Origin of the sequence: Chromobacterium haemolyticum DSM 19808 (genome assembly GCF_000711885.1) — a bacterium.
In the GTDB taxonomy this organism is placed as follows: domain Bacteria; phylum Pseudomonadota; class Gammaproteobacteria; order Burkholderiales; family Chromobacteriaceae; genus Chromobacterium; species Chromobacterium haemolyticum.
The window spans coordinates 1-20,639 of record NZ_JONK01000047.1 but is presented as its reverse complement, the minus strand read 5'-3'; the positions used below and the strand labels follow the sequence as shown (position 1 = coordinate 20,639).

General features: G+C 56.8%; 16 protein-coding genes and 3 pseudogenes. 16 read left to right on the top strand and 3 right to left on the bottom strand.

The features are described 5' to 3' along the window. Positions 1-80 precede the first annotated feature (80 nt). The 16 genes and pseudogenes from BR71_RS19180 to BR71_RS19100 all read left to right on the top strand — a co-directional run bounded on the left by BR71_RS19180 (position 81) and on the right by BR71_RS19100 (position 19,229). Positions 81-1,175 (top strand): annotated as a pseudogene (locus BR71_RS19180) (IS3 family transposase). 337 nt (positions 1,176-1,512) lie between these two features. Continuing rightward, on the top strand, positions 1,513-1,800 hold the full coding sequence (gene groES, locus BR71_RS19175) for a co-chaperone GroES (RefSeq protein WP_019103401.1): 288 nt from the start codon (positions 1,513-1,515) through the stop codon (positions 1,798-1,800). Between the two features lie 49 nt (positions 1,801-1,849). Then, positions 1,850-3,490, top strand: coding sequence for a chaperonin GroEL (gene groL, locus BR71_RS19170; RefSeq protein WP_043591381.1), 1,641 nt, complete (start codon positions 1,850-1,852; stop codon positions 3,488-3,490). Between the two features lie 120 nt (positions 3,491-3,610). Next, positions 3,611-4,357: a Nif3-like dinuclear metal center hexameric protein gene (locus tag BR71_RS19165; RefSeq protein ID WP_043641313.1), complete on the top strand. Its 747-nt coding sequence runs from the start codon at positions 3,611-3,613 to the stop codon at positions 4,355-4,357. Positions 4,358-4,471: 114 nt separating this feature from the next. After that, a complete protein-coding gene (petA, locus tag BR71_RS19160) occupies positions 4,472-5,056 on the top strand; it encodes a ubiquinol-cytochrome c reductase iron-sulfur subunit (protein WP_043641311.1) in 585 nt (194 codons plus the stop codon). Between the two features lie 14 nt (positions 5,057-5,070). Beyond that, positions 5,071-6,408, top strand: coding sequence for a cytochrome b (locus tag BR71_RS19155; RefSeq protein WP_043641308.1), 1,338 nt, complete (start codon positions 5,071-5,073; stop codon positions 6,406-6,408). 16 nt (positions 6,409-6,424) lie between these two features. Continuing rightward, positions 6,425-7,189 carry a cytochrome c1 gene (locus BR71_RS19150; RefSeq protein WP_019103448.1) on the top strand — a complete coding sequence of 255 codons (765 nt, stop codon included), beginning with the start codon at positions 6,425-6,427 and terminating at the stop codon, positions 7,187-7,189. Positions 7,190-7,339: 150 nt separating this feature from the next. Next, positions 7,340-7,942 carry a glutathione S-transferase N-terminal domain-containing protein gene (locus BR71_RS19145; RefSeq protein WP_039756141.1) on the top strand — a complete coding sequence of 201 codons (603 nt, stop codon included), beginning with the start codon at positions 7,340-7,342 and terminating at the stop codon, positions 7,940-7,942. 9 nt (positions 7,943-7,951) lie between these two features. After that, entirely contained in the window at positions 7,952-8,392 is a 441-nt protein-coding gene (locus tag BR71_RS19140) for a ClpXP protease specificity-enhancing factor (protein WP_043641305.1), read from the top strand. Positions 8,393-9,581: 1,189 nt separating this feature from the next. Beyond that, positions 9,582-11,006 (top strand): gamma-mobile-trio recombinase GmtY, encoded by a 1,425-nt coding sequence (gene gmtY / locus BR71_RS19130; protein ID WP_052370860.1) that lies wholly within the window; start codon positions 9,582-9,584, stop codon positions 11,004-11,006. Beyond that, positions 11,003-14,086 carry a gamma-mobile-trio integrase GmtZ gene (gene gmtZ / locus BR71_RS19125; RefSeq protein ID WP_043641301.1) on the top strand — a complete coding sequence of 1,028 codons (3,084 nt, stop codon included), beginning with the start codon at positions 11,003-11,005 and terminating at the stop codon, positions 14,084-14,086. Before gmtY ends, gmtZ begins: the two co-directional genes overlap by 4 nt. Beyond that, positions 14,083-14,769 carry a gamma-mobile-trio protein GmtX gene (gmtX, locus tag BR71_RS23120; protein WP_052370858.1) on the top strand — a complete coding sequence of 229 codons (687 nt, stop codon included), beginning with the start codon at positions 14,083-14,085 and terminating at the stop codon, positions 14,767-14,769. The genes gmtZ and gmtX overlap by 4 nt, the downstream gene beginning before the upstream one ends. A gap of 452 nt (positions 14,770-15,221) precedes the next feature. Beyond that, complete coding sequence (locus BR71_RS19115; protein ID WP_052370857.1) at positions 15,222-16,034, top strand: LysR family transcriptional regulator; 813 nt, start codon at positions 15,222-15,224, stop codon at positions 16,032-16,034. Positions 16,035-16,197: 163 nt separating this feature from the next. Beyond that, on the top strand, positions 16,198-16,707 hold the full coding sequence (locus tag BR71_RS23815) for a DUF3302 domain-containing protein (protein WP_208854908.1): 510 nt from the start codon (positions 16,198-16,200) through the stop codon (positions 16,705-16,707). Beyond that, positions 16,700-17,851 carry an HlyD family secretion protein gene (locus tag BR71_RS19105; protein WP_043641298.1) on the top strand — a complete coding sequence of 384 codons (1,152 nt, stop codon included), beginning with the start codon at positions 16,700-16,702 and terminating at the stop codon, positions 17,849-17,851. The genes BR71_RS23815 and BR71_RS19105 overlap by 8 nt, the downstream gene beginning before the upstream one ends. Positions 17,852-17,861: 10 nt before the next feature. Then, positions 17,862-19,229 (top strand): efflux transporter outer membrane subunit, encoded by a 1,368-nt coding sequence (locus tag BR71_RS19100; RefSeq protein ID WP_081862745.1) that lies wholly within the window; start codon positions 17,862-17,864, stop codon positions 19,227-19,229. Positions 19,230-19,243: 14 nt separating this feature from the next. On the opposite strand, the gene BR71_RS19095 is transcribed toward BR71_RS19100, so the two are convergent. The 3 genes and pseudogenes from BR71_RS19095 to BR71_RS19090 form a co-directional block, all read right to left on the bottom strand. Next, entirely contained in the window at positions 19,244-19,609 is a 366-nt protein-coding gene (locus tag BR71_RS19095; protein ID WP_156039053.1) for a hypothetical protein, read from the bottom strand. Positions 19,610-19,667: 58 nt separating this feature from the next. Continuing rightward, positions 19,668-19,847, bottom strand: a pseudogene (locus BR71_RS23810) (IS5/IS1182 family transposase); the annotation flags it as partial. Between the two features lie 36 nt (positions 19,848-19,883). After that, positions 19,884-20,639: pseudogene (locus BR71_RS19090) on the bottom strand (IS5 family transposase); the annotation flags it as partial.

The following is a 20,639-nucleotide window of genomic DNA, read 5'->3' as shown; positions in this document are numbered from 1 at the left end:
TGACCTCCTCCCGGAAAAACGTAGCGGCGAAAAGTAGAGATTTCTGACAAATTTAAGCCCATCCGGGCAGGAGGTTTGTCATGAAAAAATCGAAGTTCACCGAAGAACAGATCGCCTTCGCATTGCGCCAGGCGGAATCCGGCACCACCGTCGCCGAGGTCTGCCGCAAGATGGGTGTCTCTGAAGCCACCTTCTACATCTGAAGAAGAAATACGGCGGCCTGGGTGTCAGCGAGCTGCGCCGCCTGAAACAACTGGAAGAAGAGAACGCCCCAAGCGCATGGTCGCTGACCTGAGCCTGGACAAGCAGATGCTGCAGGAAGTCATCCAAAAAAAGCTGTGAGGCCGGCCCGCAAACGCGAGTTGGCCAACTTCCTGATTGACGCGTACCGCGTCAGCATCCGTCGCGCCACCGCAGTCATTCAACTGCGGCAAGCTAGCTATTTTTATCGCCCTCACCCTCGAGACGATCGCGCGGAGCGGCAGCGGATCCGCGAGATCGCCGCCACGCGTATTCGTTATGGCGCGCGCCGCATCCACGTCCTGCTACGACGTGAGAGCTGGCAGATCAATCACAAGAAGACCTACCGGATCTACTGCGAGGAAGGTCTGAACCTGCGGCGCAAACGGCCCAAGCGGCGAGTGGCGGCCGCGCACCGGCAAGCCCGGCCGGCGGTCTCCAGTTTGAATGCCTGCTGGAGCATGGATTTCGTCGCCGATCAGCTGTTCAACGGCCAGAAAATCTGGGCCTTAACTGTAGTGGATAATTTTAGCCGGGAGAGCCTGGCGATCACGGTGGATTTCGCGCTGAAAGCCGCGGACGTGGTTGCTACGATGCGGCATGTTCAAGTCTTGCGCGGGACACCACAACGGATTCAGGTCGACAATGGCAGCGAGTTTATATCGATGGCGCTGGATCAATGGGCATACCAACAAGGTGTCACGCTGGACTTCTCGCGGCCAGGAAAACCGACGGATAATGCTTTTATCGAGTCGTTTAACGGCAGTCTGCGGGATGAGTGCCTGAATGTGCATTGGTTTCTGTCGCTGGATGACGCACGTGACAAAATCGAGCGTTGGCGACAGGATTACAACGAATTCAGGCCTCACAGTTCGCTGGGCGACCATATCCCAAGCGAGCTCCGACTTGCTCACCTTGAAGCCGGAAACCTCTAGACTAGACCGCTCGGTTAGTCGGGAGGAGGTCACAAGACGAACCTTACTAAGTTTCGGATGGCCCTGTTTAGGGGGGGGCAGGTTAAGATATCTCTACCAAAGCAGTTCAAGTTTCGTCCTCCATCCAACGGCCTGTTGGTGGGAGGCTTCGGTAACACCTTTAGAATTTTCGTGCCACGTAACTGTTGTGCCTTGTTTGATGCAAAATTGCTACTGCAGGCTCTTGAAAACCCTCCCTCTCGTCCCTATCATTAGCACTCGTAGCAGGCGAGTGCTAACGCCCGCCTCAACTCAAACAGGTTTCAACTCTCAACAGCCACTGTAACAGGAGAGATCCATGGCAATTCGTCCTTTGCACGACCGTGTTGTTATCAAGCGCCTCGAGGCTGAAGAAAAAACCGCTTCCGGCATCGTTCTGCCGGGCGCAGCCGCTGAGAAGCCGGACATGGGCGAGGTTTTGGCCGTCGGCAACGGCAAGATTCTGGAAAACGGCGAACGCCGCGCTCTGGAATTGAAGAAAGGCGACAAGGTCATCTTCGGCAAGTACTCCGGTCAGACCGTCAAGGTTGACGGTGATGAAGTCCTCGTGATGCGCGAGGAAGATGTAATGGGCATCGTTGAGTAATCCGACCCGCATCTGAACTTCCCTTACTCAGAATTCTGGAGATTTAAGAATGGCTGCTAAAGACGTAAAGTTTGGTGATTCCGCTCGCGCCAAGATGGTAACCGGCGTCAACATCCTGGCTGATGCCGTTAAAGTGACACTGGGCCCGAAAGGCCGCAACGTGGTGTTGGACCGCTCCTTCGGCGCGCCGACCATCACCAAGGACGGTGTATCCGTCGCCAAGGAAATCGAGCTGAAAGACAAGTTCGAGAACATGGGCGCGCAGATGGTGAAAGAAGTCGCTTCCAAGACTTCCGACGTTGCCGGCGACGGCACCACCACCGCCACCGTGCTGGCTCAAGCCATCGTGCTGGAAGGCATGAAATACGTTGCCGCCGGCATGAACCCGATGGATCTGAAGCGCGGCATCGACAAAGCCGTTGCCTCGCTGGTGGGCGAAATCGCCAAGATCGCCAAGCCGTGCGCTACCACTAAGGAAATCGCTCAGGTAGGCTCCATCTCCGCCAACTCCGATTCCGACATCGGCGACATCATCGCCAATGCCATGGAAAAAGTAGGCAAGGAAGGCGTGATCACCGTTGAAGACGGCAAGAGCCTGAACAACGAGCTGGACGTGGTTGAAGGCATGCAGTTCGATCGCGGCTACCTGTCCCCGTACTTCATCAACAATCAGGACAAGCAGATTGCCGCTCTGGACAATCCCTTCATCCTGTTGTTCGACAAGAAAATCTCCAATATCCGCGACCTGCTGCCGGTTCTGGAGCAAGTGGCCAAGTCCGGCCGTCCGCTGCTGATCATCGCCGAAGACGTTGAAGGCGAAGCGCTGGCGACTCTGGTGGTCAACACCATCCGCGGCATTCTGAAAGTAGTTGCCGTTAAAGCCCCGGGCTTTGGCGATCGTCGCAAAGCCATGCTGCAGGATATCGCCATCTTGACCGGCGGCACCGTGATTGCCGAAGAAGTTGGCCTGACTCTGGAAAAAGCTTCGCTGGAAATGCTGGGCCAAGCCAAGCGCGTTGAAGTGGGTAAGGAAAACACCACTATCATCGACGGCGCTGGCCAAGCTGCCGAGATCCAGTCCCGTGTGGGCGAGATCCGCAAGCAGATGGAAGAAGCCACTTCCGACTATGACCGCGAGAAACTGCAAGAGCGCGTGGCCAAGCTGGCCGGCGGCGTTGCGGTGATCAAGGTTGGCGCCGCGACCGAAGTGGAAATGAAAGAGAAGAAGGCTCGTGTTGAAGACGCGCTGCACGCTACCCGCGCCGCTGTGGAAGAAGGCGTTGTGGCCGGCGGCGGCGTTGCTCTGCTGCGCGCCCGCTCCACTTTGGATAGCCTGAAAACCGATAACACCGATCAGGACGCCGGTATCAAGATCGTGCTGAAGGCCATCGAAGCGCCGCTGCGCCAGATCGTCAAGAACGCTGGCGAAGAGCCGTCGGTTGTGGTGAACAAGGTGCTGGAAGGCAAGGGCAACTTCGGTTACAACGCGGCTAGCGGCGAGTACGGCGATATGCTGGAAATGGGCGTGCTGGATCCGGCCAAAGTGACCCGCTCCGCTCTGCAGCACGCTGCTTCGGTTGCTGGCCTGATGCTGACCACCGACTGCATGATCGCTGAACTGCCGGAAGACAAGCCGGCGGCTGGCATGCCGGATATGGGCGGCATGGGCGGCATGGGCGGCATGATGTAAGCTGACGCCTCCTCGGCTTTGAAAAACCCCGCTACGGCGGGGTTTTTCTTTTGTGGCCTTAAATTGAGTTGGCTTCTGGCAAAATAAGGCCGGGGCATATATTAAGTTAAGGAGTGCGTGATGGAATTGAAGGCGTTGCTGAGCAGCCTGGACACGATTTTGGAGCCGTGGCGGTTCAAAGACTACGCGCCCAACGGGCTGCAGGTGGAAGGCCGGCCCACTGTGCGCAAGTTGGTAACTGGGGTGACAGCCTCCCAGGCCTTGATTGACGAGGCGGCGTTGCGTGGAGCGGACGCCGTGCTGGTGCACCACGGTTATTTCTGGAAGGGAGAGGACGCCCGGATTTGCGGTATGAAGCGCCAACGGGTCAAGTCATTGCTGGAGCATGATTTGAGCTTGCTGGCTTATCACCTGCCTTTGGATGCTCATCTGGAGTTGGGCAATAACGCGACGCTGGGCAAAGTGCTGGATTTGGACGCTCTGGGGCAGGGGGGCGAGCAGGGTTTGCTGTGGCATGGGTCATGGCGGCATGGAGGCAGCGCGGTGGATTTTCGCGGGCACGTTTCCGCTTGCCTAGGGCGCGAGGCCTTGTTGTTGGGCAGGGCGGACAAGCCGATTTCGCGCGTGGCCTGGTGTACTGGCGGTGCGCAGAGCTTCTTCGCCGAAGCCATCGATCTGGGGGTGGATGCTTTCATCACCGGCGAAGCATCCGAGCAAAATCATCATATGGCAATGGAGTGTGATGTGGCTTTCATCGCGGCGGGGCATCACGCCACGGAGCGTTTTGGCATCAAGGCTTTGGGCGAACGCATGGCTCAGCTTCATGGCATAAGTGTTGAATTTGTAGACATTTCCAACCCGGTTTAAGAGGCTAAGCGGGGCTTCGGCCAATTTATTTGCATAGAAGCTTCAAGTCCCTACTCGGAATCGGGTAAAATCAGGCAGTTTTGGGCTCGGTTTCCACGTTTGAGGATGACTGTAATGAGTGAACAACAAGTCGATGCGGGGCGCCGTCGCTTTCTGACGGTTGCAACCAGCGCTGTTGGTGGTGTGGCGGCGGCCGGAGTGGCTACGCCGTTTCTGATGAGTTTCTTCCCGTCCGAGAGGGCAAAGGCCGCCGGCGCTCCCGTCGAGGTGGATATCGGCAAGATCGAGCCGGGCCAGAAGATCAACGTCGAGTGGCGCGGCAAGCCGGTATGGGTGCTGAACCGCACGCCGGAGCAATTGAAAAACCTGCCGAAGCTGGACGAGAAGCTGGTTGATCCCAAATCCGAGATGGATCAGCAGCCTACTTATTGCCAGAACGAGCACCGCTCGATCAAACCCGAGTTGCTGATTGCCGTCGGCATCTGCACGCATCTGGGCTGTTCGCCGACTCACCGTCCGGATATCGCGCCCGCCGATCTGGGCCCGGACTGGTTGGGCGGCTTCTACTGCCCCTGTCATGGTTCCAAGTTCGACTTGGCCGCGCGCGTTTACAAAGGCGTGCCGGCACCGAAGAACCTGGAAATTCCGCCGCACAAATATCTGTCCGACACCCGCCTGCTGATTGGCGAAGACAAATAAGCTGAGGGGGCTACATGACTAAAGGACAAAAGTTGCTCAACTGGGTGGACGAGCGTTTTCCGCTATCGTCGATGCTCAAGGAGCACGTTACCGAGTATTACGCGCCGAAGAACTTCAACTTCTGGTACTTCTTCGGTTCGCTGGCCATGCTGGTACTGGTGATTCAAATTGTCACCGGCATCTTCCTGACCATGAATTACAAGCCGGACGGCACCTTGAATGGGGCCGGCATCCCGGTTGCCTTTGCTTCGGTCGAATACATCATGCGCGATGTGGCCGGAGGCTGGATCATCCGTTACATGCACTCCACCGGCGCTTCGATGTTCTTCGTGGTGGTGTATCTGCACATGTTCCGCGGCCTGATCTACGGTTCCTACAAGCAGCCGCGCGAACTGGTGTGGGTGTTTGGCACCTTGATCTTCCTGTGCCTGATGGCCGAGGCCTTCATGGGCTATCTGCTGCCTTGGGGCCAGATGTCGTTCTGGGGCGCGCAGGTGATCGTCAACCTCTTCGGCTCCATTCCGGTGATCGGCCCTGACTTGTCGGTGTGGATCCGCGGCGATTACGTGGTGTCTGACGCTACACTGAACCGCTTCTTCGCGCTGCACGTGATCGCGGTGCCGCTGGTGCTACTGGCCCTGGTGGTCGCTCACCTGATCGCTTTGCATGAAGTGGGCTCCAATAATCCGGACGGCGTTGAGATCAAGAAACTGAAGGATGACAAGGGTATTCCGCTGGACGGCATCCCCTTCCACCCGTACTACACCGTTAAGGATGTGCTGGGCGTGGTGGTGTTCCTGATCGTGTTCTCGGCCATTGTGTTCTTCATGCCGGAAATGGGCGGTTACTTCCTGGAGCACCCCAACTTTGACCAGGCCGACCCGCTGAAGACTCCGCCGCATATCGCGCCGGTATGGTACTTCACCCCGTTCTACGCCATCTTGCGCGCCATCCCGTCCTTCCTGGGTACTCAGGTATGGGGCGTATTGGCGATGGGCGCGGCGGTGGTGCTGATCGCCTTCCTGCCGTGGCTGGATCGCTCGCCGGTTAAGTCCATTCGTTACCGCGGTCCCAAGTTCAAGTTCATGCTGGTCCTGTTCATCGTGTCCTTCATTGGTCTTGGCATTCTGGGCGCTTTGCCGTCCACCAATGCCCGTACCGTGATTGCGCAGGTGCTCTCGTTCGTCTACTTCGCCTTCTTCCTGGGCATGCCGTTCTACACCAAGAACGATGTGGGCAGCATTCCGGTGCCGACGCGGGTGACTGATACCAACGCCCAGCGCCAAATCCGGTTTGCGGTGCTGGTGGTGGTGACCATCGTGGCCGCCGCCGTATTCGCCATGAACGTGTAAAAAGGGGAGAGGACTCATGAAAAGCAAAATCCGCCACCTGATCGCGGCCATGGCGCTGGCGTTGCCGTTCAGCGCTACGGCGCTGGCTGCAAGCGAAGGGGCCAAGCTGCCCAAGGCGCCTATCAATATCCAAGATACGGAAAGCCTGCAACGCGGGGCGCAGATCTTCACCAACTACTGCTTGTCTTGCCATTCGGCCAGCGCGATGCGTTACAACCGCCTGACCGATATCGGCCTGACTGAAGAGCAGATCAAGGCGAACTTGCTGCCGGAGGGCGCCAAGATCGGGGATCAGATGAACATCGCGATGAACAAGAAGGATGCTCAAGCCTGGTTTGGCGCCACGCCACCGGACTTGTCGCTGATCGCGCGTTCTCGCGGCGCCGACTATCTGTACGGCTATCTGCGCGGCTTCTACCGTGATCCGAGCCGGCCTACCGGCTGGAATAACGCGGTGTTCGACAAGGTGGGCATGCCTCACATCTTCTGGGAATGGCAAGGCGAGCAGGTGCTGAAAACCGAGAAGAATGCGGAAGGCCATGAGGAGCACAAGCTGGAGCTGATCAAGGCAGGTACTTTGACCAAGCTTGAGAACGGCAAGGCCAACACCGTGGAATTCGACAAGCGGATGGCGGACTTGACCAACTTCCTGGTCTACATCGGCGAACCGGCACAAGTGAAGCGTCAGCAGATTGGCTATGTCGTATTGATGTTCCTCTCGCTGTTGCTGTTGCCGCTGGCGTATTTCTTGAAGAAAGAGTACTGGCGCGACGTGCATTAAGCTAACTTGTAGGCTTTGATCAAGGCGGAGAAATCCGCCTTTTTTATTTTAAATCATGGTCTTATGATGCAGTGCTGGAAATGGGGTGGGGGAAAGTGCTAGAATGCCCAGCTGAATCAACCCATTGTTAGTTAAGGATTTCCTCCTGCCATGATGACTCTTTACTCCGGAATTACCTGCCCGTTCAGCCAGCGTTGCCGTATCGTGCTTTTTGAAAAGGGAATGGATTTCGAAATCATTGATGTGGACATCCATAACAAGCCGGAAGATCTGGCGGTGATGAACCCCTACAATGAGGTGCCGGTATTGGTCGAGCGCGATTTGATCCTGCACGAATCCAATATCATCAACGAGTACATTGACGAGCGTTTCCCGCACCCGCAGCTGATGCCGGCGGACCCGGTGATGCGCGCGCGCGCCCGCTTGTTCCTCTACCGTTTTGAAAACGAGCTGTTCATCCACGTCAAGGCGCTGGAGGCTGGTGCCACCGGCAAGGAAGCGAACAAGGCCCGCGAGGCCATCCGTGACGGTTTGACTACGATCGCGCCGATTTTCGCCAAGCAGAAGTTCATGCTGGGCGACGATTTCTCCATGATCGACGTGGCGATTGCGCCGCTGATGTGGCGTTTGGAGCATTACAACATTGATCTGGGCAAAAACTCCGCGCCCATCCTGAAGTACGCCGAGCGTATTTTCCAGCGTCAGTCCTTTATCGATTCGCTGACGCCGTCCGAAAAGGCCATGCGCAAATAAGGATTGCCAATGAGCTCCAGCACCAAGCCCTACATGATCCGAGCGCTGCACGAGTGGTGTGGCGACAACGGTTTCACGCCCTATGTGGTGGTATGGGTCAACGAGCGCGCCGATGTGCCGCACGAGTACGTGAAAAACAACGAAATCGTGCTGAATATCGGTCTTTCGGCCACCAAGAACCTGCGTATCGACAATGATTGGTTGTCGTTTTCCGCTCGTTTTGGCGGCGTTTCCCGCGACATCTGGGTGCCGATTGGCAATGTGATGTCGATTTTTGCGCGGGAAACCGGCGAAGGCATGGGTTTCGAAGTTGAGCTGGGAGAGGCTGAAGCCGCCGCGCCGGCACTGAAACCGGTAACGGCCGACGACGAAGCCAAGCCGGTGGAAGCTTCCGAGCCGGAGGCTCCAGTCAAGCCGACGGGGCGTCCCAGCCTGCGAATCGTCAAATAGCGGTTTCCATTCCGTAAGCGAAAGCCGGTCCCTAAGGGCCGGCTTTTTCATTGGCGGCTTGGAATGCGTTCACGATTTGCTGCGCGTTGGCGATATGGCATTGAAAACCGCTTTGAAATGCTCATGTATCGTATGACCATCTCGCTTTCTTAGAACCTGTTCACGATCAGCTCCGCTGCGGCGATACGGCGTTAAAAACAAGCTCAAAATGCTCATGTACCCTTGTACATTCTGCTTTTTCGCTCGTTTTCGCCTTGTATCGCTCTTGCTCGCGAGATCGTGAACAGGCTCTTAGCCGTTTTCGTTTTGTCTCGTCCGGCTCCCGGGAGTTTAAACTACGCTTTTGCAAAAAAAAGGGCGCCAGCGGCGCCCCAAGTCCCTTACCACAACAAGAAAATTTGGAACGTTACCCCTTTGATGTACTTCTAACAAAGCCGTAGTTGTTAGGTATATTTCTCCCTGATAGACCTGTATTCACTCTTTTCAACTGCTTGGTTCGGAGTTTTGCATAATTAAATTGCATAAAACACCCCGAAAACTATATACTTATAAAGAGTGTAAAGAAAATACTTTTCTACCTTCTCTTGGTTGGCCTAACCCTTGCTCCTTGTGGGGCGTATGCATGTGTTTGACGTATACTGGGACTATTTTCCGGGCAAGGTGGTCCCGCAGGTCACCATCAAGGTGAAGCTGCATGACCTCTGCTTCGACTCGTCTGCGGTACTACACTCCGGCGAAACGAAGACTCAGATCGTCGACCGAGCGGTCCACCTTGGATGATTGCCGTGGTTCAGGCTACGACCGTGGGCATCAACTCCTGCGGGGATATGCCAATGCCAGCCGATAAGGCGCAAAGCTTTAGCTTAGCCAACATAGTTCCGAAGTTCTCAGAAATTAACTGAGGCGTGTGGGCCCGTCGCGTAGAAGCACTTATCCGGCATACGTGGAGTGTGCCCACGGGGATGTGTATGTTTTTACCAGCCTTGCATTTGAAGGCCAATAGGTAAGGGACGTGTTTGGGTACCGACGTATCTGGTCTATGACTGGAACACCCAGCGGGCTTGGGCCTATTGGGTAGAAAACACCGATGATGCGAAAGTGACTAAACCCACCTCCTATCGAGAGTTGGTCAATCCTATCGGCATTGAATTCCTACCGGACGCTCAGTTGAAAGGCTGGTTGCTAGCACATGCGTTCTCTCCATGGTCATTCCCATCTTTGCTTGGTAGTTGCTGATGAAGAGCGTAGCGGGAGACCTATTCATCTTATCGTGGCCAACGGGACTCCCGTTTGGCCACTTTTTCATTACTTCCAGAGCCGGAATCTCGGCCTCGCTACTGAGGCAACCTACGCGCACGCCATCGGGCTGCTAATCGACTTCATGGCCGTCAAGGCACCCGAATTTGCCGAGGTGGGCGACCGCAGCCGGCTGCTGAACTCGTTTGCCCATGCTCTCCTTTACGGGACCATCCGGGACGGCGATGACTCGACTGGGCTGTGGTGGCATGCTCGCAAGCAACAGCGCGTTAATAGGCTGGTGGGCCTGGTGTGTGAAATCAGTGACTGGCTGCATCAACGCTACGAGACCTCCTCGCTCAACCCATTCGACCGGCCCGCTTCAGTTGCAGAGCAAATCGCGTTCTGGCGGCGCTGGAACATGGTCAAAGCGACATCTCTTTTGAGTCATACTAAGAGCAGCGACAGGGTCGCGGCAACTGCCATGACGGCTCGGGCGGTAGTATTACCAGGAGATGTGTCCATCGTGGCTGATGTAGTCCCGGCCTTTCCTGAGGAGCATATCGAGCGCTTGTTGTTTGAAGGCTTTGTGCTGAATGGTGGGTATAGGCAGGCTTTACCTTGGCTTCGTTGGAACCTGCGCGATATTCTGATTACGCTGCTGATGCACTATGGTGGGCTGCGGGCCAGTGAGCCGATGCATCTCTGGGTGGATGATGTGTTCATTTCCTCCCCTAATCCAAAGTCAGCCCGCGTCTTGGTGCACCACCCGTCTGATGGCGCCTACGACCATCCCGACCCGCTGACGGGTGCCCCTACCCGCAGTACACGGGCGGACTATTTGCAGGTTCGCTACAATCGCCGGCCGCTTACAGAAGTGACTGGGAAAGGCCATGCTGGCTGGAAGAACTCGCTACTAACCCACCGCGCACGTCACGCATTCGAAGTGTTCTGGTTCCCGCAATCCATTGGTGAGCTGTTTTTGTCGTTGTACCGGATGTACATCCAGTATGTCCGGCCCGTGTCGCTGAATCACCCCTATCTATTTGTTACCCAAGATGGAGAGCCTTTGGGGGTTGGCAGCTTTAGCAAGAACCATTTTAGTGCCGTGCGGCGTATTGGCTTGGAGTCCGTAAAGGGGTTGGGCACGTCCCCCCACGGCCATCGGCATGCCTATGGCCAGCGGCTCAAGAAGGGCGGCCTCTCTACAAAGGAAATCCAGGTGGCCATGCATCATGTTTCGCCCTTATCTCAGGACGTTTATACCCAATCCAGCGCGGCGGATGTTCGAGAAGCTATCGAGGCCGCCATGACCAAGCTGGCAACTTCCGGCTTACCGTTTAACGGCTCCGCCTTGCTGATGCCTTCAATCCAATGAACCTGCCCAGCCACCTCCTATTCCGCACAGCCCAGTCCTATTTGACCGGCCGGACCATCTATGTGAACTCTTCCGCCGAGTTTGCCGTGCCTCCGACATTTTCCAAGGGTGCTATGGGGCGTTTCGCTGAAGTCGTAGCCCAACATATTCGAGATACGCCGACAAAAACCCGGCATTCGATTGCCTTGCGCGAGCATCTGAGGGGGCTGGCAGAGATTACTACTCCCGACCAATTGCTGGCCCTGGTCCAACGGCTGTTGGCCTACGTGGGTGAACAACCGGACCCCCATGATGTGGTGCATGTCCGTGAAGTGCTGCGCAGGCTATGGCATTTCGATTTGCTCTCATGGCCATTGTTGCGGAATGAGGAGACCGCTGCGTTTAAGCTGACCAGGAAATGGCTTTGGGAGCCGGAGCGGCAAGAGCTATTAGATAGCTTGGCAAGCCTGGATACCAACGAGGAGGCTACCTATCTGCGAATTCGTGGTGTGATGACGTTGGCAATGGCGTCGGCGGGCTCCCGGGACATCGGGGACTTTACACCAGAGGTGGCTGGCGACTATTTCTTTTCGGTATTGAAGCCTATAACTATTCGGCAAAAGACCGTGTTGGACGTGATCTCCCTGCAATACCTGAAGTACGGCTCGAAGGTTGTGCATGTACTGAAGGACTATGGCTCATTTGGACGGGTTCCAGTTCGGGCAGACGACAAATTCCAGTGGGTGCTCGCCAAAGACTCTGGCTTGGCCGACTGGGTGGACCGAGCTGCCCAGTTTATGGAGAGCATCCCGACAAACCGAACGAAATACAGAACAACCTATAACTACCTGTTCGATTTTCTGATTGAGCATCCTGATGTAACTCGCATCCCCGAGGAGTATTTGCGCCGGGACTATGTATCTCCCACGCTGTTTCAAGCGCCCATGGAAGCCCACGAATCGGCACTGTACTCCCTGTTCGAGTTCATCCTGGAAACCCGGTGTACCGGCGAGGATGACCATGGCTATAAGGTTAGGGTGCCCGGGTATTACAACCCCGTTGAAGTTCGGTCACGGCCCAAGCGGGCGGCGGAAACTCATCGGGAGGCGATGCCGACGCGCTTTGTGCGCATGCTTCACGATATCTTGGTTGCCGATGATTTTTCTTGGCCTAAGAAATTTGGCGAAGCTCGCTGGAACGGCAAAGGCGGAGACTCGTTCCTGTGGTTGAATCCCGAAACGGGCACTCTTGAAAACGTCTGGTCTCCAGTCCGGACGATTGCTCTGCTAATTAAACTCTTATTACCCGCCCGCACTTTCCAGGTGCGCATGCTTGACAGCGGCGAGGCCGACACCGCCGAATACGACCTGGGCACCAATACCTGGGTTAAGAATGTGGGGCATCTTGCGCCTCCCAAGGGGAAGCCTGTTGCCAAAGGGGTCTTTGTTCGTCACCGAGACCAAGATGGGCAGGAGTATGTCTTCATTCGGTTCAATACCAATAAAACGGCAGACCAGAATAAAGAGGGGACCGAAGCCGGCTATATCATGCCGTGGCAACATGTCGAAGTTATCCGCCTGCTATCGTTCCTGCGGGACTGGCAGAAGAAGTACAACCCCATCAACGTCCCCACGCGGTGGCTGGACATTAAAGATGGTAGTATCTCAACGCGCTACTCCGAGGAGGTCCTGGAAGCGAAAGGAAGCAACTGTTTCTTGTTTCGAGACCCCTGTCTGCCCCACAGGGACCAGCCGGTAACTGACGCCCGCCTCACCACCATGTGGCGTAACCTGAACCTTGAGTTGGAGCGCCGTCTCGCCGAAGTGGGCGAAACGATGCCCGATGGATCGTCCATTGTCCTGGTAGAGAGAGCAGTGGCTGGGCGGCCGGTCTATGACCTGCATACACTTCGGGTTACGTTGATTACGGCCTTGGCCGAGTCTGGCGGTGTTCCGCCATCGGTGCTCATGAAGGTCGTCGGCCATGCGAGCGTTATCATGACTCTCTACTACATGAAGCTCTCGCCAACCCATATCTGCAAGCAGCTCAATGAAGCCGAGCTCAAGCTGCATAATCAGGAACAGATGAACTGGCAGGCCTGGCTGGCTCACCAGAGCAGGGAAATCCTGATGAGTGCAGTGGCGCATACCTCCCCTTCCGCCTTAGAGGCCATGGCATCAGGTTCGCCAACCTCATGGGTTATTCGTGACCACGGAATTTGTCCTGTTGGCTGCACTCGTTGTCACGAGGGTGGTAAATCTATTGTTGACTCTAAGGCCTACCAGAAATGGGCCCCGGTACCAGGCGGAGCCTCCAATTGCGTTCGCTGTCGTTTTTTCATCACGGGCCCGGCTTTTCTGCTTGGCTTGCAGGCATACTTTGACAATATCAGCTACAAGCTGAAAGAAAGCAGTGAGCGTTACCAGGCCACCAAGGCCAAGTTCGAAGCGCTGGAGGCCGCGTACGTGGCCAAGAAAAGCAGCGGGGCGCCCATCACCAAACAAGAGTCCCAGCAGCTTGCGGTAGCGTCCAGTCATTTTGACCAGCGGTCCACTGAAGTTGATAACTTGGCGCACGCCTGGCATGCAACCTACCGTTTGATTCAACAGTGCCTGCATATAATCCGTGCTACCAAGGACCAACCCGTCACAGGCAACCAGCTGTATGCCTTGGTCGCTGTCGGCGGGTTAGCCAATGTCGAGGTGGTCCTGGAGCACTCTTCGGAGTTTGAGCAGGTAGACCGCATCTGCCAGTCAGCGGTCTTCTTTGAAGGCATAGACTCAACGACACCCAACCTGAAGCGTATGCGAGCCTTCGACACCATGCTCAAGCGAAATGGGCTCAACCCAGTCTTCATTGACTTAGATGAACAGGCTGCTCTAGAGGCGGGTAACCAGATGGCAGCCTTCATGTATACCCGTTTTGGTCGAGATTCCACGAATGCCCTGATGGCGGGCACGGAAACGCTGCGCCGCCTAGGCGTCGAGGCAGAAGTGGCCCGCCAACTCGAAACCATTATTCCGTTGCGGCTCGCTCCAGGCCTAAATACTCCTCGGGCAGCGCTCAGTGCTCCTGTAATTGTCGAGGGAGGTGTCGCATGACGACGTTGCAATGTTTGCCAGAAGCCGAGTTTGCCGATGCCCTGGGGCTAGTACACACCCTAAAAATTCAAGCAGTACGAGAGAACAAACGCAAAAACCTCGAACTGCTCTGGCGGGTGCTGGAAGGAATGTGGTGCGAGGGCTCCCGAGATTACGGCGTGGCTGAAGTCGGACGCAGGCTCGCTGAAGCAGGCGGCCCAAAAACACAGTCTTTGCGGAATGAGGGTGGTCAAGATTTCCGTCGGGTGATTGAGGCCTTTGCCGTTTGTGCCGGGGCCCGTGGTCGTGTCCAGATGGTGCAGGGGAGGTCACAGCTTGATATTGCTGTGGAGGCGCTTCCAGACCCCGCGGTGCGTGCCATATTCCGCCAAGTTGTCGCCGAGAATAAGCTGTACAAATCCCAGAATGACCAATTGCGGTCGGCGTTCAAGAAATTGTCCGTGCGTAGGCCTGCGAATGTTCAACTAGAGCAGCCGGTTGAAGGCGCTGTGCAAAACCAGGTCACTGAAAACTCAGTGCTCACCCAGGGTGAGCGTGACTTGCTCAGAAAAAATATAGCTCCCTCGCGATTTGAAGAAAATGGCTGGACGATTTTGGGTAACGGAGGGGTTTTGGATAGCGACGGAGTTATGGTGCTATCTCCTGGATTCGTAGCTGTCGTTAATAGACTTGCAGGCAAATAGCGGCACCCAGTATTGCCCACCCGTTAGCTGGCGCACGACCACTTCCTTGTGGCGAAACTCGACTACGGTAACCCCACCTCTCGGCAAGGCCTGACTGTCAGATCAAGTCTGAACTTCTACAGCTAAATCCATCTTGGGAAAGGGTACCCTCGTTCTTGTGCGGGGTTATGCAACAAAGCCCATTCAGTTCGAGGAGCGCATTCCATAGGCGTAACCCAAGCCCCGTTTACACAAAAATTCGGACAGACCCGGATTGGCGTCAATTACGGCGTGTTTGCATTAGAACTCGATGGAAGCTATCGCCACCCTCAGCTATATTTCATGAGCCTGCAGTACATGCAGAGGCTATGACCTAGTCCGCTCGTGCCCTTGTCAAGCCGGTGGCCAAACCGCTTTCCCCTATCAATGCCCACCTGAAACAGAAGGACATTGAAGCCTTATAAGGTAGATCGATGGCAACGCAAGCCCATGACCTGAACCTGCTGACTGTTTTCGACGCCGTGATGCAGCAAGGCAGCGTCGCCAAGGCGGCAGAAAAGCTGGAACTGCCCCCAGCCTCCGTTAGCCTCGCGCTGTCGCGGCTGCGCGATTCGCTGGGCAAGCCGTTGTTTGTCAGGAAGGGCCGGGGCATTGCGCCCACGCTTTATGCGCACCAGCTGCACGCGTCCTTATACGAGGAGCTGTACCGCATCGCCAACGCCTTGGGCATGTTGGCCGGGCAAAGTTACTTCGATCAGATTTTTCTGACCCATTGTTCCGCGTGGAGCCGGAAGGCGCCTGGCTTACACATCACCTTCCGGGCGGAAGAAGATAATTTCCACAAACCGATCGAGATGTTGTCTGAACGGCAGGCCGACATTTATCTGGGCTCGCAGCCCATCAACCACCCTTCGATCCAGCAGCAATGCGTGGGCGAGGAAGAACTGGTCGTGGCCTGCTCGCGCAGCTACCTGAGAATTGGCGGTGGCCTGAGCCTGGATCAGTTCTTCATCGAGAATCACGCCACGCTGACCGAAGGGCGCTGCGGTAGTCTGTACCTGTATCAACTATGCGATGCGCCGCTGCCCACTCGCAATGTGCGCTACCGCAGCGACGCCCTGCTGCATGTAATGGCTGGCGGCGGCGCGAAGCGAGCTGTTATGCGTCACCACCGCCCGCCTGGCCAGATTATGGGAAGACCCCCTGGCGCTACGCATTCTGCCGCTGCCATTCCCTCTGCGGCGCGTGCCCATTTATCTCAGCATCCACGGCATCCAGGGAAATGATCAGGGCATTCAGTGGCTGATGGTGCAGTTGCGAAATATTTTCCTGGATATTCCTCCGGCGATGGTGATGAGCTGACCGCCTGGCGTTTTGGCCGAAATGCAAACAGACGGATCCGAACACTTTTTGATTATGGAGAGACCGATGAGAGTCGCTGGCAGATATATGTTCCTGCTCGCAGCTGGCAGCTGCGCGCTGATGTCCCAGCCCGTCTGGGCCATGCCTCCCGGGATGGAGGAAAAAATAGCCGACGTGATGGTATGGGTTGTCGTGGTGGCCGTACCGCTTGCCGCCCTGTATCTGTTTTGGAAGGTACACGTACTGCCTGAAGTCTTCGCGGAAAAACACCACCACCCGCAAAAACGCGCCATCCAGGTGCTGTGCCTGTTGTCGCTCGCTTTCGGTGGCTTGCTGTGGCCGCTCGCCTGGCTATGGGCGTTCACCAAACCCACCTCCTACAAAGCGGCTTACGGCACGGACAAGCATGACGACTTTTTCCTCAAGCCTGATGGAGCCAAGGGCGGACAACCGTTGGACTTGGCAATTGTCGATGATGAAATCGTGCTGCTGCAGGAAAAGCTGCAGCAGCTGTCGAAAAAGCGCGCTCTGATTATGGCCTCGCAGGAGAAAATAGCAGGCGAGGCCAGTCGCGCCGAAGGAGGCGATCATGCTTGAAATGATCATCGGCGGATACTGCGCGCTGGTTTGGCTGGTATTCATCAAGCTCAAGTGGTTCCCATGGAACATCAAAACCCAGGTCGGCGCCGCCACCGGCGCGCTGGCGCTTGCTGCCACCATTATTTTCACGATCAACGTAGTCACCCCCTCCTCCAACGACGTGCGCGTCATCAACTACGTTTCGGAAATCGTCCCGCGCGTCGCTGGCACGGTTACGCGGGTGGCGGTGGAGGGCAATACGCTGGTTAAAAAGGGCGACGTGCTGCTGGAGATCGACGATACGCCCTACCGCTTGCGTGTGAGGGAGCTGGAAGCGAAGCTGGCGGATACCATCGCCTCCGCCAAAACCCTGAAACAGGATCTGGATAGCGCGAAAAGCAGCACCTTGGCGGCTCAGGCGCATCTGGACCTGATGAGCAAGCGTCTGCAGGAGGCCAAAACGCTGGCCAAGGCGGGCGCAGGCAATGAATACGATGTGGAGAACTTTCAAACCGAAACGAAGAAAGCCGAGTCCGCGCTGGCCTCGGCGAAAAGCGGCGAAGCAAAAGCGCAAATCCGGCTGGATGCCACGGTTGGTCCCGACTTGGCCAGCGTGGCGCAGATCAAAGCCCAATTGGATTCGGCCCGCTACGACTTGCGCTCCACCGTGATCCGTGCCCCCGCTGATGGCTACCCGATCAACGTCTCCGTGCGGCCCGGCAACTATCTGGTTCCCATGCCGTTCAAGCCTGCCTTGAGCTTTGTGGAACGCGAGCAACGCATTCTGGCGTTTTTCGCACAGAACGAACTGCGCTACATCCAGCCCGGCGACAAAGCCGAAATAGCCTTCCAGACGCTGCCAGGCCAACTGGTGAAGGCCAAGGTGGATAGCATCGTCTGGGCCAATGGCCAGGGCCAGCTGCTGCAGTCCGGCCAGGTACCCAATGCGCCGGTAGAAATGGCGCCCGCACCTCTGGCGCAGAAGTACGCAGTCAAACTGACGCCCATTCAGCAAGAAGGGGAAGAACAAGCGGTCATCCCCATGGGCGCCAGGGGCGGAGCGGCCGTCTACACCGAAAAACTCGCGCCGCTGCACCTGCTGCGCATGGTGATGATCCGCGCGCAATCCCTGTTCAACTATCTTGTGCTGAAGCTGCACTGAGGAGATCGGGATGCCCAAGGCAACAATGCTACTACCCGGCCTCGTCGGCCTGGCGCTGATGGGGTGCGCCGTCTCTCCTCCGGAGCGTCAATCATTGACGCTAGAACACGCGCAGCTGCCCGCGCGCTGGAGCTCGCAGGCATCCGGGGGGGGCGACGCCGCCGTGCTCGGTTTTGCCATCGACGCCAAGCTGCGTGCGCTGATAGAAGAAGCTGTTCGCTACAACGCGGACTTGAAGCAGGCTGCGGCCAGAACCGAGCAGGCGCAGGCTGCGCTCAAAGCGGCTGCCGGGGCAAAGCTGCCGACCGTGGCGCTTGGCGGGCAAGTCGGCAACTCCACGCTGCCGACTTCCAGCATGAGCACTTCCGGCATCGGGTTGGTCACCACATGGGAGGCGGATCTTTGGGGACGGCTGTCCGCAGAGCAAAACGCGGCCCATTCCCGCTTCCAGGCATCGGCGCAGGATCTGCTTTATGCCCGGCAATCACTCGCGGCCAATGTGGTCCGCGGTTGGATCGCGCTCAAGGAAAATGCGCAGCAGCTGGAAATCGCCCGGCAGATGCTGGATATGTCGCAGCAGCAGCTGGCTTTGATCGAGGTAGGCCAGAAAGTGGGGCGCAACACGCGTCAGGATGTGGCTTTGCATCAGGCCGCAATGGAGGCGCAACGCCAGCAGTTGCTGACCCTCGAACAAGCGCAATATCAGGCTCGCCGCGCACTGGAGGTGCTGCTGGGCCGGTATCCGTCAGGAGAGCTGGCCACGCTCGGCCCCTTGCCTGCGGCGTCGGACGCCCTCCCGGCCGGCATCCCATCTGAAATGCTGAGCCGCCGTCCGGACGTTTTGGCTTCCGAACAGCGTTTTGCCGCAGCTTTCTATGGCGTGGAGGCAGCCAAGCGCGCGCGGCTGCCTTCGCTCAAGCTGACGGGAGGGGTGGCTTACATAGAGGACTCGGCAGTTCTGCTCAAGTCTGGCATAGACAACCCGCTTTGGGCGGTTACCGGCCAGTTGTTGGCTCCGATATTCACCGGGGGACAGCTGGCGGCCCAGGTAGAGGCGCAGAACGGAAAGCAACGCGAGGCGCTGGCCGCCTACAACCGGGCCGCGCTGAACGCGCTGGCGGAAGTGGAAAACAGCTTGACTGGCGAACGAATGCTGAAGGAACGCGAGCGCGCGCTGCAAACTCAAGCCGACTCGCTGGCGCGCTCGGTACAGTACGCATCGCTGCAAAAACAGGTAGGCAGGATAGACAATTACCAGTTGTTGCAGCAGAAGCTGAGCCTTGCGGCGGTCCAAGCCAGCCTGCTTCGCTTGCAGAGCAACCACTTGGACAACCGGGTAGTGCTACACCTTGCGCTGGGAGGGCAGTTTCTGCGCTGAGCTAAGCGCACGTCTCAGCTCAGCATTTGCGCAATGTCGATTTGTCCAGAGCTGGCATGCTCAAGCCTATCTGGAAAGTTTCCATGGGTGACGTTCATATAGTTTTTGATGGTCAGGCACAATTGAATGGCGACATCGCTATCAGGCTGTTGAAATACCCTGAAATACCCGTCAGCCGAGCACAGTCTTGCCTTTGCTTGCTGTGACCGGAACCATAAGCTGGCCGAATACAAAGATTCTTCACAAGCTCCCGTCTGACTCCGGAAACGGCAGGTCACCTGGCAGGTTGTTGAAATACCCAACAACAGTGCGAACGCCCCCTGCGGCTCCATGATCGCCATCAGGCGAGCACCCTGTCGTCGCCATTCCTGTCCGTTCACTGCGGAATCTGGTATGCCAATGCGTTTTACCTGGTAATTTCCACGGCCTTTTCCCTCCTCACCCCAGCTGCGGACGCAATGCGGCCAACGTCCGCAGCAGTGTCAGGTTGTAAGCCATCATCGTCAGCGTCAGCAACTGATCCGCCTTCGCCACGCCTCGTACCATCACCTAACGAATCGGCCCAATGCTTTTGCCCCAGCCAAAACACTGTCCGATTCATTTCCGCCGTCGCTGGCTCGCTCAAGAGTGAGCACCCCCTTTCCCCGAACGGATTTACACCACAGCCACGGTACAAGGACGGGCAAGCATGCTGAAGCGGTTCAAGATGGCTGCACGCACTTGCAGCTCTGCCACTTGACTATCGAAGCGACGGGCTGAGACCCTTTCCCCCAACCGTTTCAAGCAATACATCTTGGTTTCCACCAGGCTACGGCGATGATAGCCGCTCCAGCGTTTCCAGATTGCCCTGCCTAGTCGCTTGGTCGCCCGCAGAATCTCGTTTCACGAGCGCACCCAGCGAACTTCCTTTCCATGGCCTAGCATTCTTGCGCGTCGGAATGCACCCGCTTGTGCCCCGCGTGGCAATCGCCTCATGGCACGCTTTGGTATCGAAAGCCCCGTCGCCGCTCACGCAGCCTATTGGCTCATCAGCCGGGGTTTGCGCCAATAGGGAAGGCAGCATTTGCGCATCGCCCTGGCGATTGTCCGTGACTTCAATGGCGCGGATTTGTAGGGTTTCCGCATCGATGCCCAGATGCACTTTGCGCCATTGCCGGCGATATTCCGCACCATGTTTCTTGGTTTTCCATTCGCCTTCGCCCAGCATCTTGATGCCTGTGCTATCCACCAGCAGATGCAGCGCGCCTGAACTTTTCTGGTAGGGAATTTTGACCTGCAGCGTCTGCTGCCGCCTGGATAGCGTGCTGTAATCTGGGACGCCCCAATCCAGACCCGCCAATTTGATCAGGCTTTGGATGAAGCCGATGGTATGCCGGTCCAAACAGGTTCTTAGACCCGCTAACAAAACCT

Bases quoted from the DNA above. Each gene is read 5' to 3' on its own strand.
- groES (WP_019103401.1), top strand. From the start codon at position 1,513: ATGGCAATTCGTCCTTTGCACGACCGTGTTGTTATCAAGCGCCTCGAG.
- groL (WP_043591381.1), top strand. From the start codon at position 1,850: ATGGCTGCTAAAGACGTAAAGTTTGGTGATTCCGCTCGCGCCAAGATG.
- BR71_RS19165 (WP_043641313.1), top strand. From the start codon at position 3,611: ATGGAATTGAAGGCGTTGCTGAGCAGCCTGGACACGATTTTGGAGCCG.
- petA (WP_043641311.1), top strand. From the start codon at position 4,472: ATGAGTGAACAACAAGTCGATGCGGGGCGCCGTCGCTTTCTGACGGTT.
- BR71_RS19155 (WP_043641308.1), top strand. From the start codon at position 5,071: ATGACTAAAGGACAAAAGTTGCTCAACTGGGTGGACGAGCGTTTTCCG.
- BR71_RS19150 (WP_019103448.1), top strand. From the start codon at position 6,425: ATGAAAAGCAAAATCCGCCACCTGATCGCGGCCATGGCGCTGGCGTTG.
- BR71_RS19145 (WP_039756141.1), top strand. From the start codon at position 7,340: ATGATGACTCTTTACTCCGGAATTACCTGCCCGTTCAGCCAGCGTTGC.
- BR71_RS19140 (WP_043641305.1), top strand. From the start codon at position 7,952: ATGAGCTCCAGCACCAAGCCCTACATGATCCGAGCGCTGCACGAGTGG.
- gmtY (WP_052370860.1), top strand. From the start codon at position 9,582: ATGCGTTCTCTCCATGGTCATTCCCATCTTTGCTTGGTAGTTGCTGAT.
- gmtZ (WP_043641301.1), top strand. From the start codon at position 11,003: ATGAACCTGCCCAGCCACCTCCTATTCCGCACAGCCCAGTCCTATTTG.
- gmtX (WP_052370858.1), top strand. From the start codon at position 14,083: ATGACGACGTTGCAATGTTTGCCAGAAGCCGAGTTTGCCGATGCCCTG.
- BR71_RS19115 (WP_052370857.1), top strand. From the start codon at position 15,222: ATGGCAACGCAAGCCCATGACCTGAACCTGCTGACTGTTTTCGACGCC.
- BR71_RS23815 (WP_208854908.1), top strand. From the start codon at position 16,198: ATGTTCCTGCTCGCAGCTGGCAGCTGCGCGCTGATGTCCCAGCCCGTC.
- BR71_RS19105 (WP_043641298.1), top strand. From the start codon at position 16,700: ATGCTTGAAATGATCATCGGCGGATACTGCGCGCTGGTTTGGCTGGTA.
- BR71_RS19100 (WP_081862745.1), top strand. From the start codon at position 17,862: ATGCCCAAGGCAACAATGCTACTACCCGGCCTCGTCGGCCTGGCGCTG.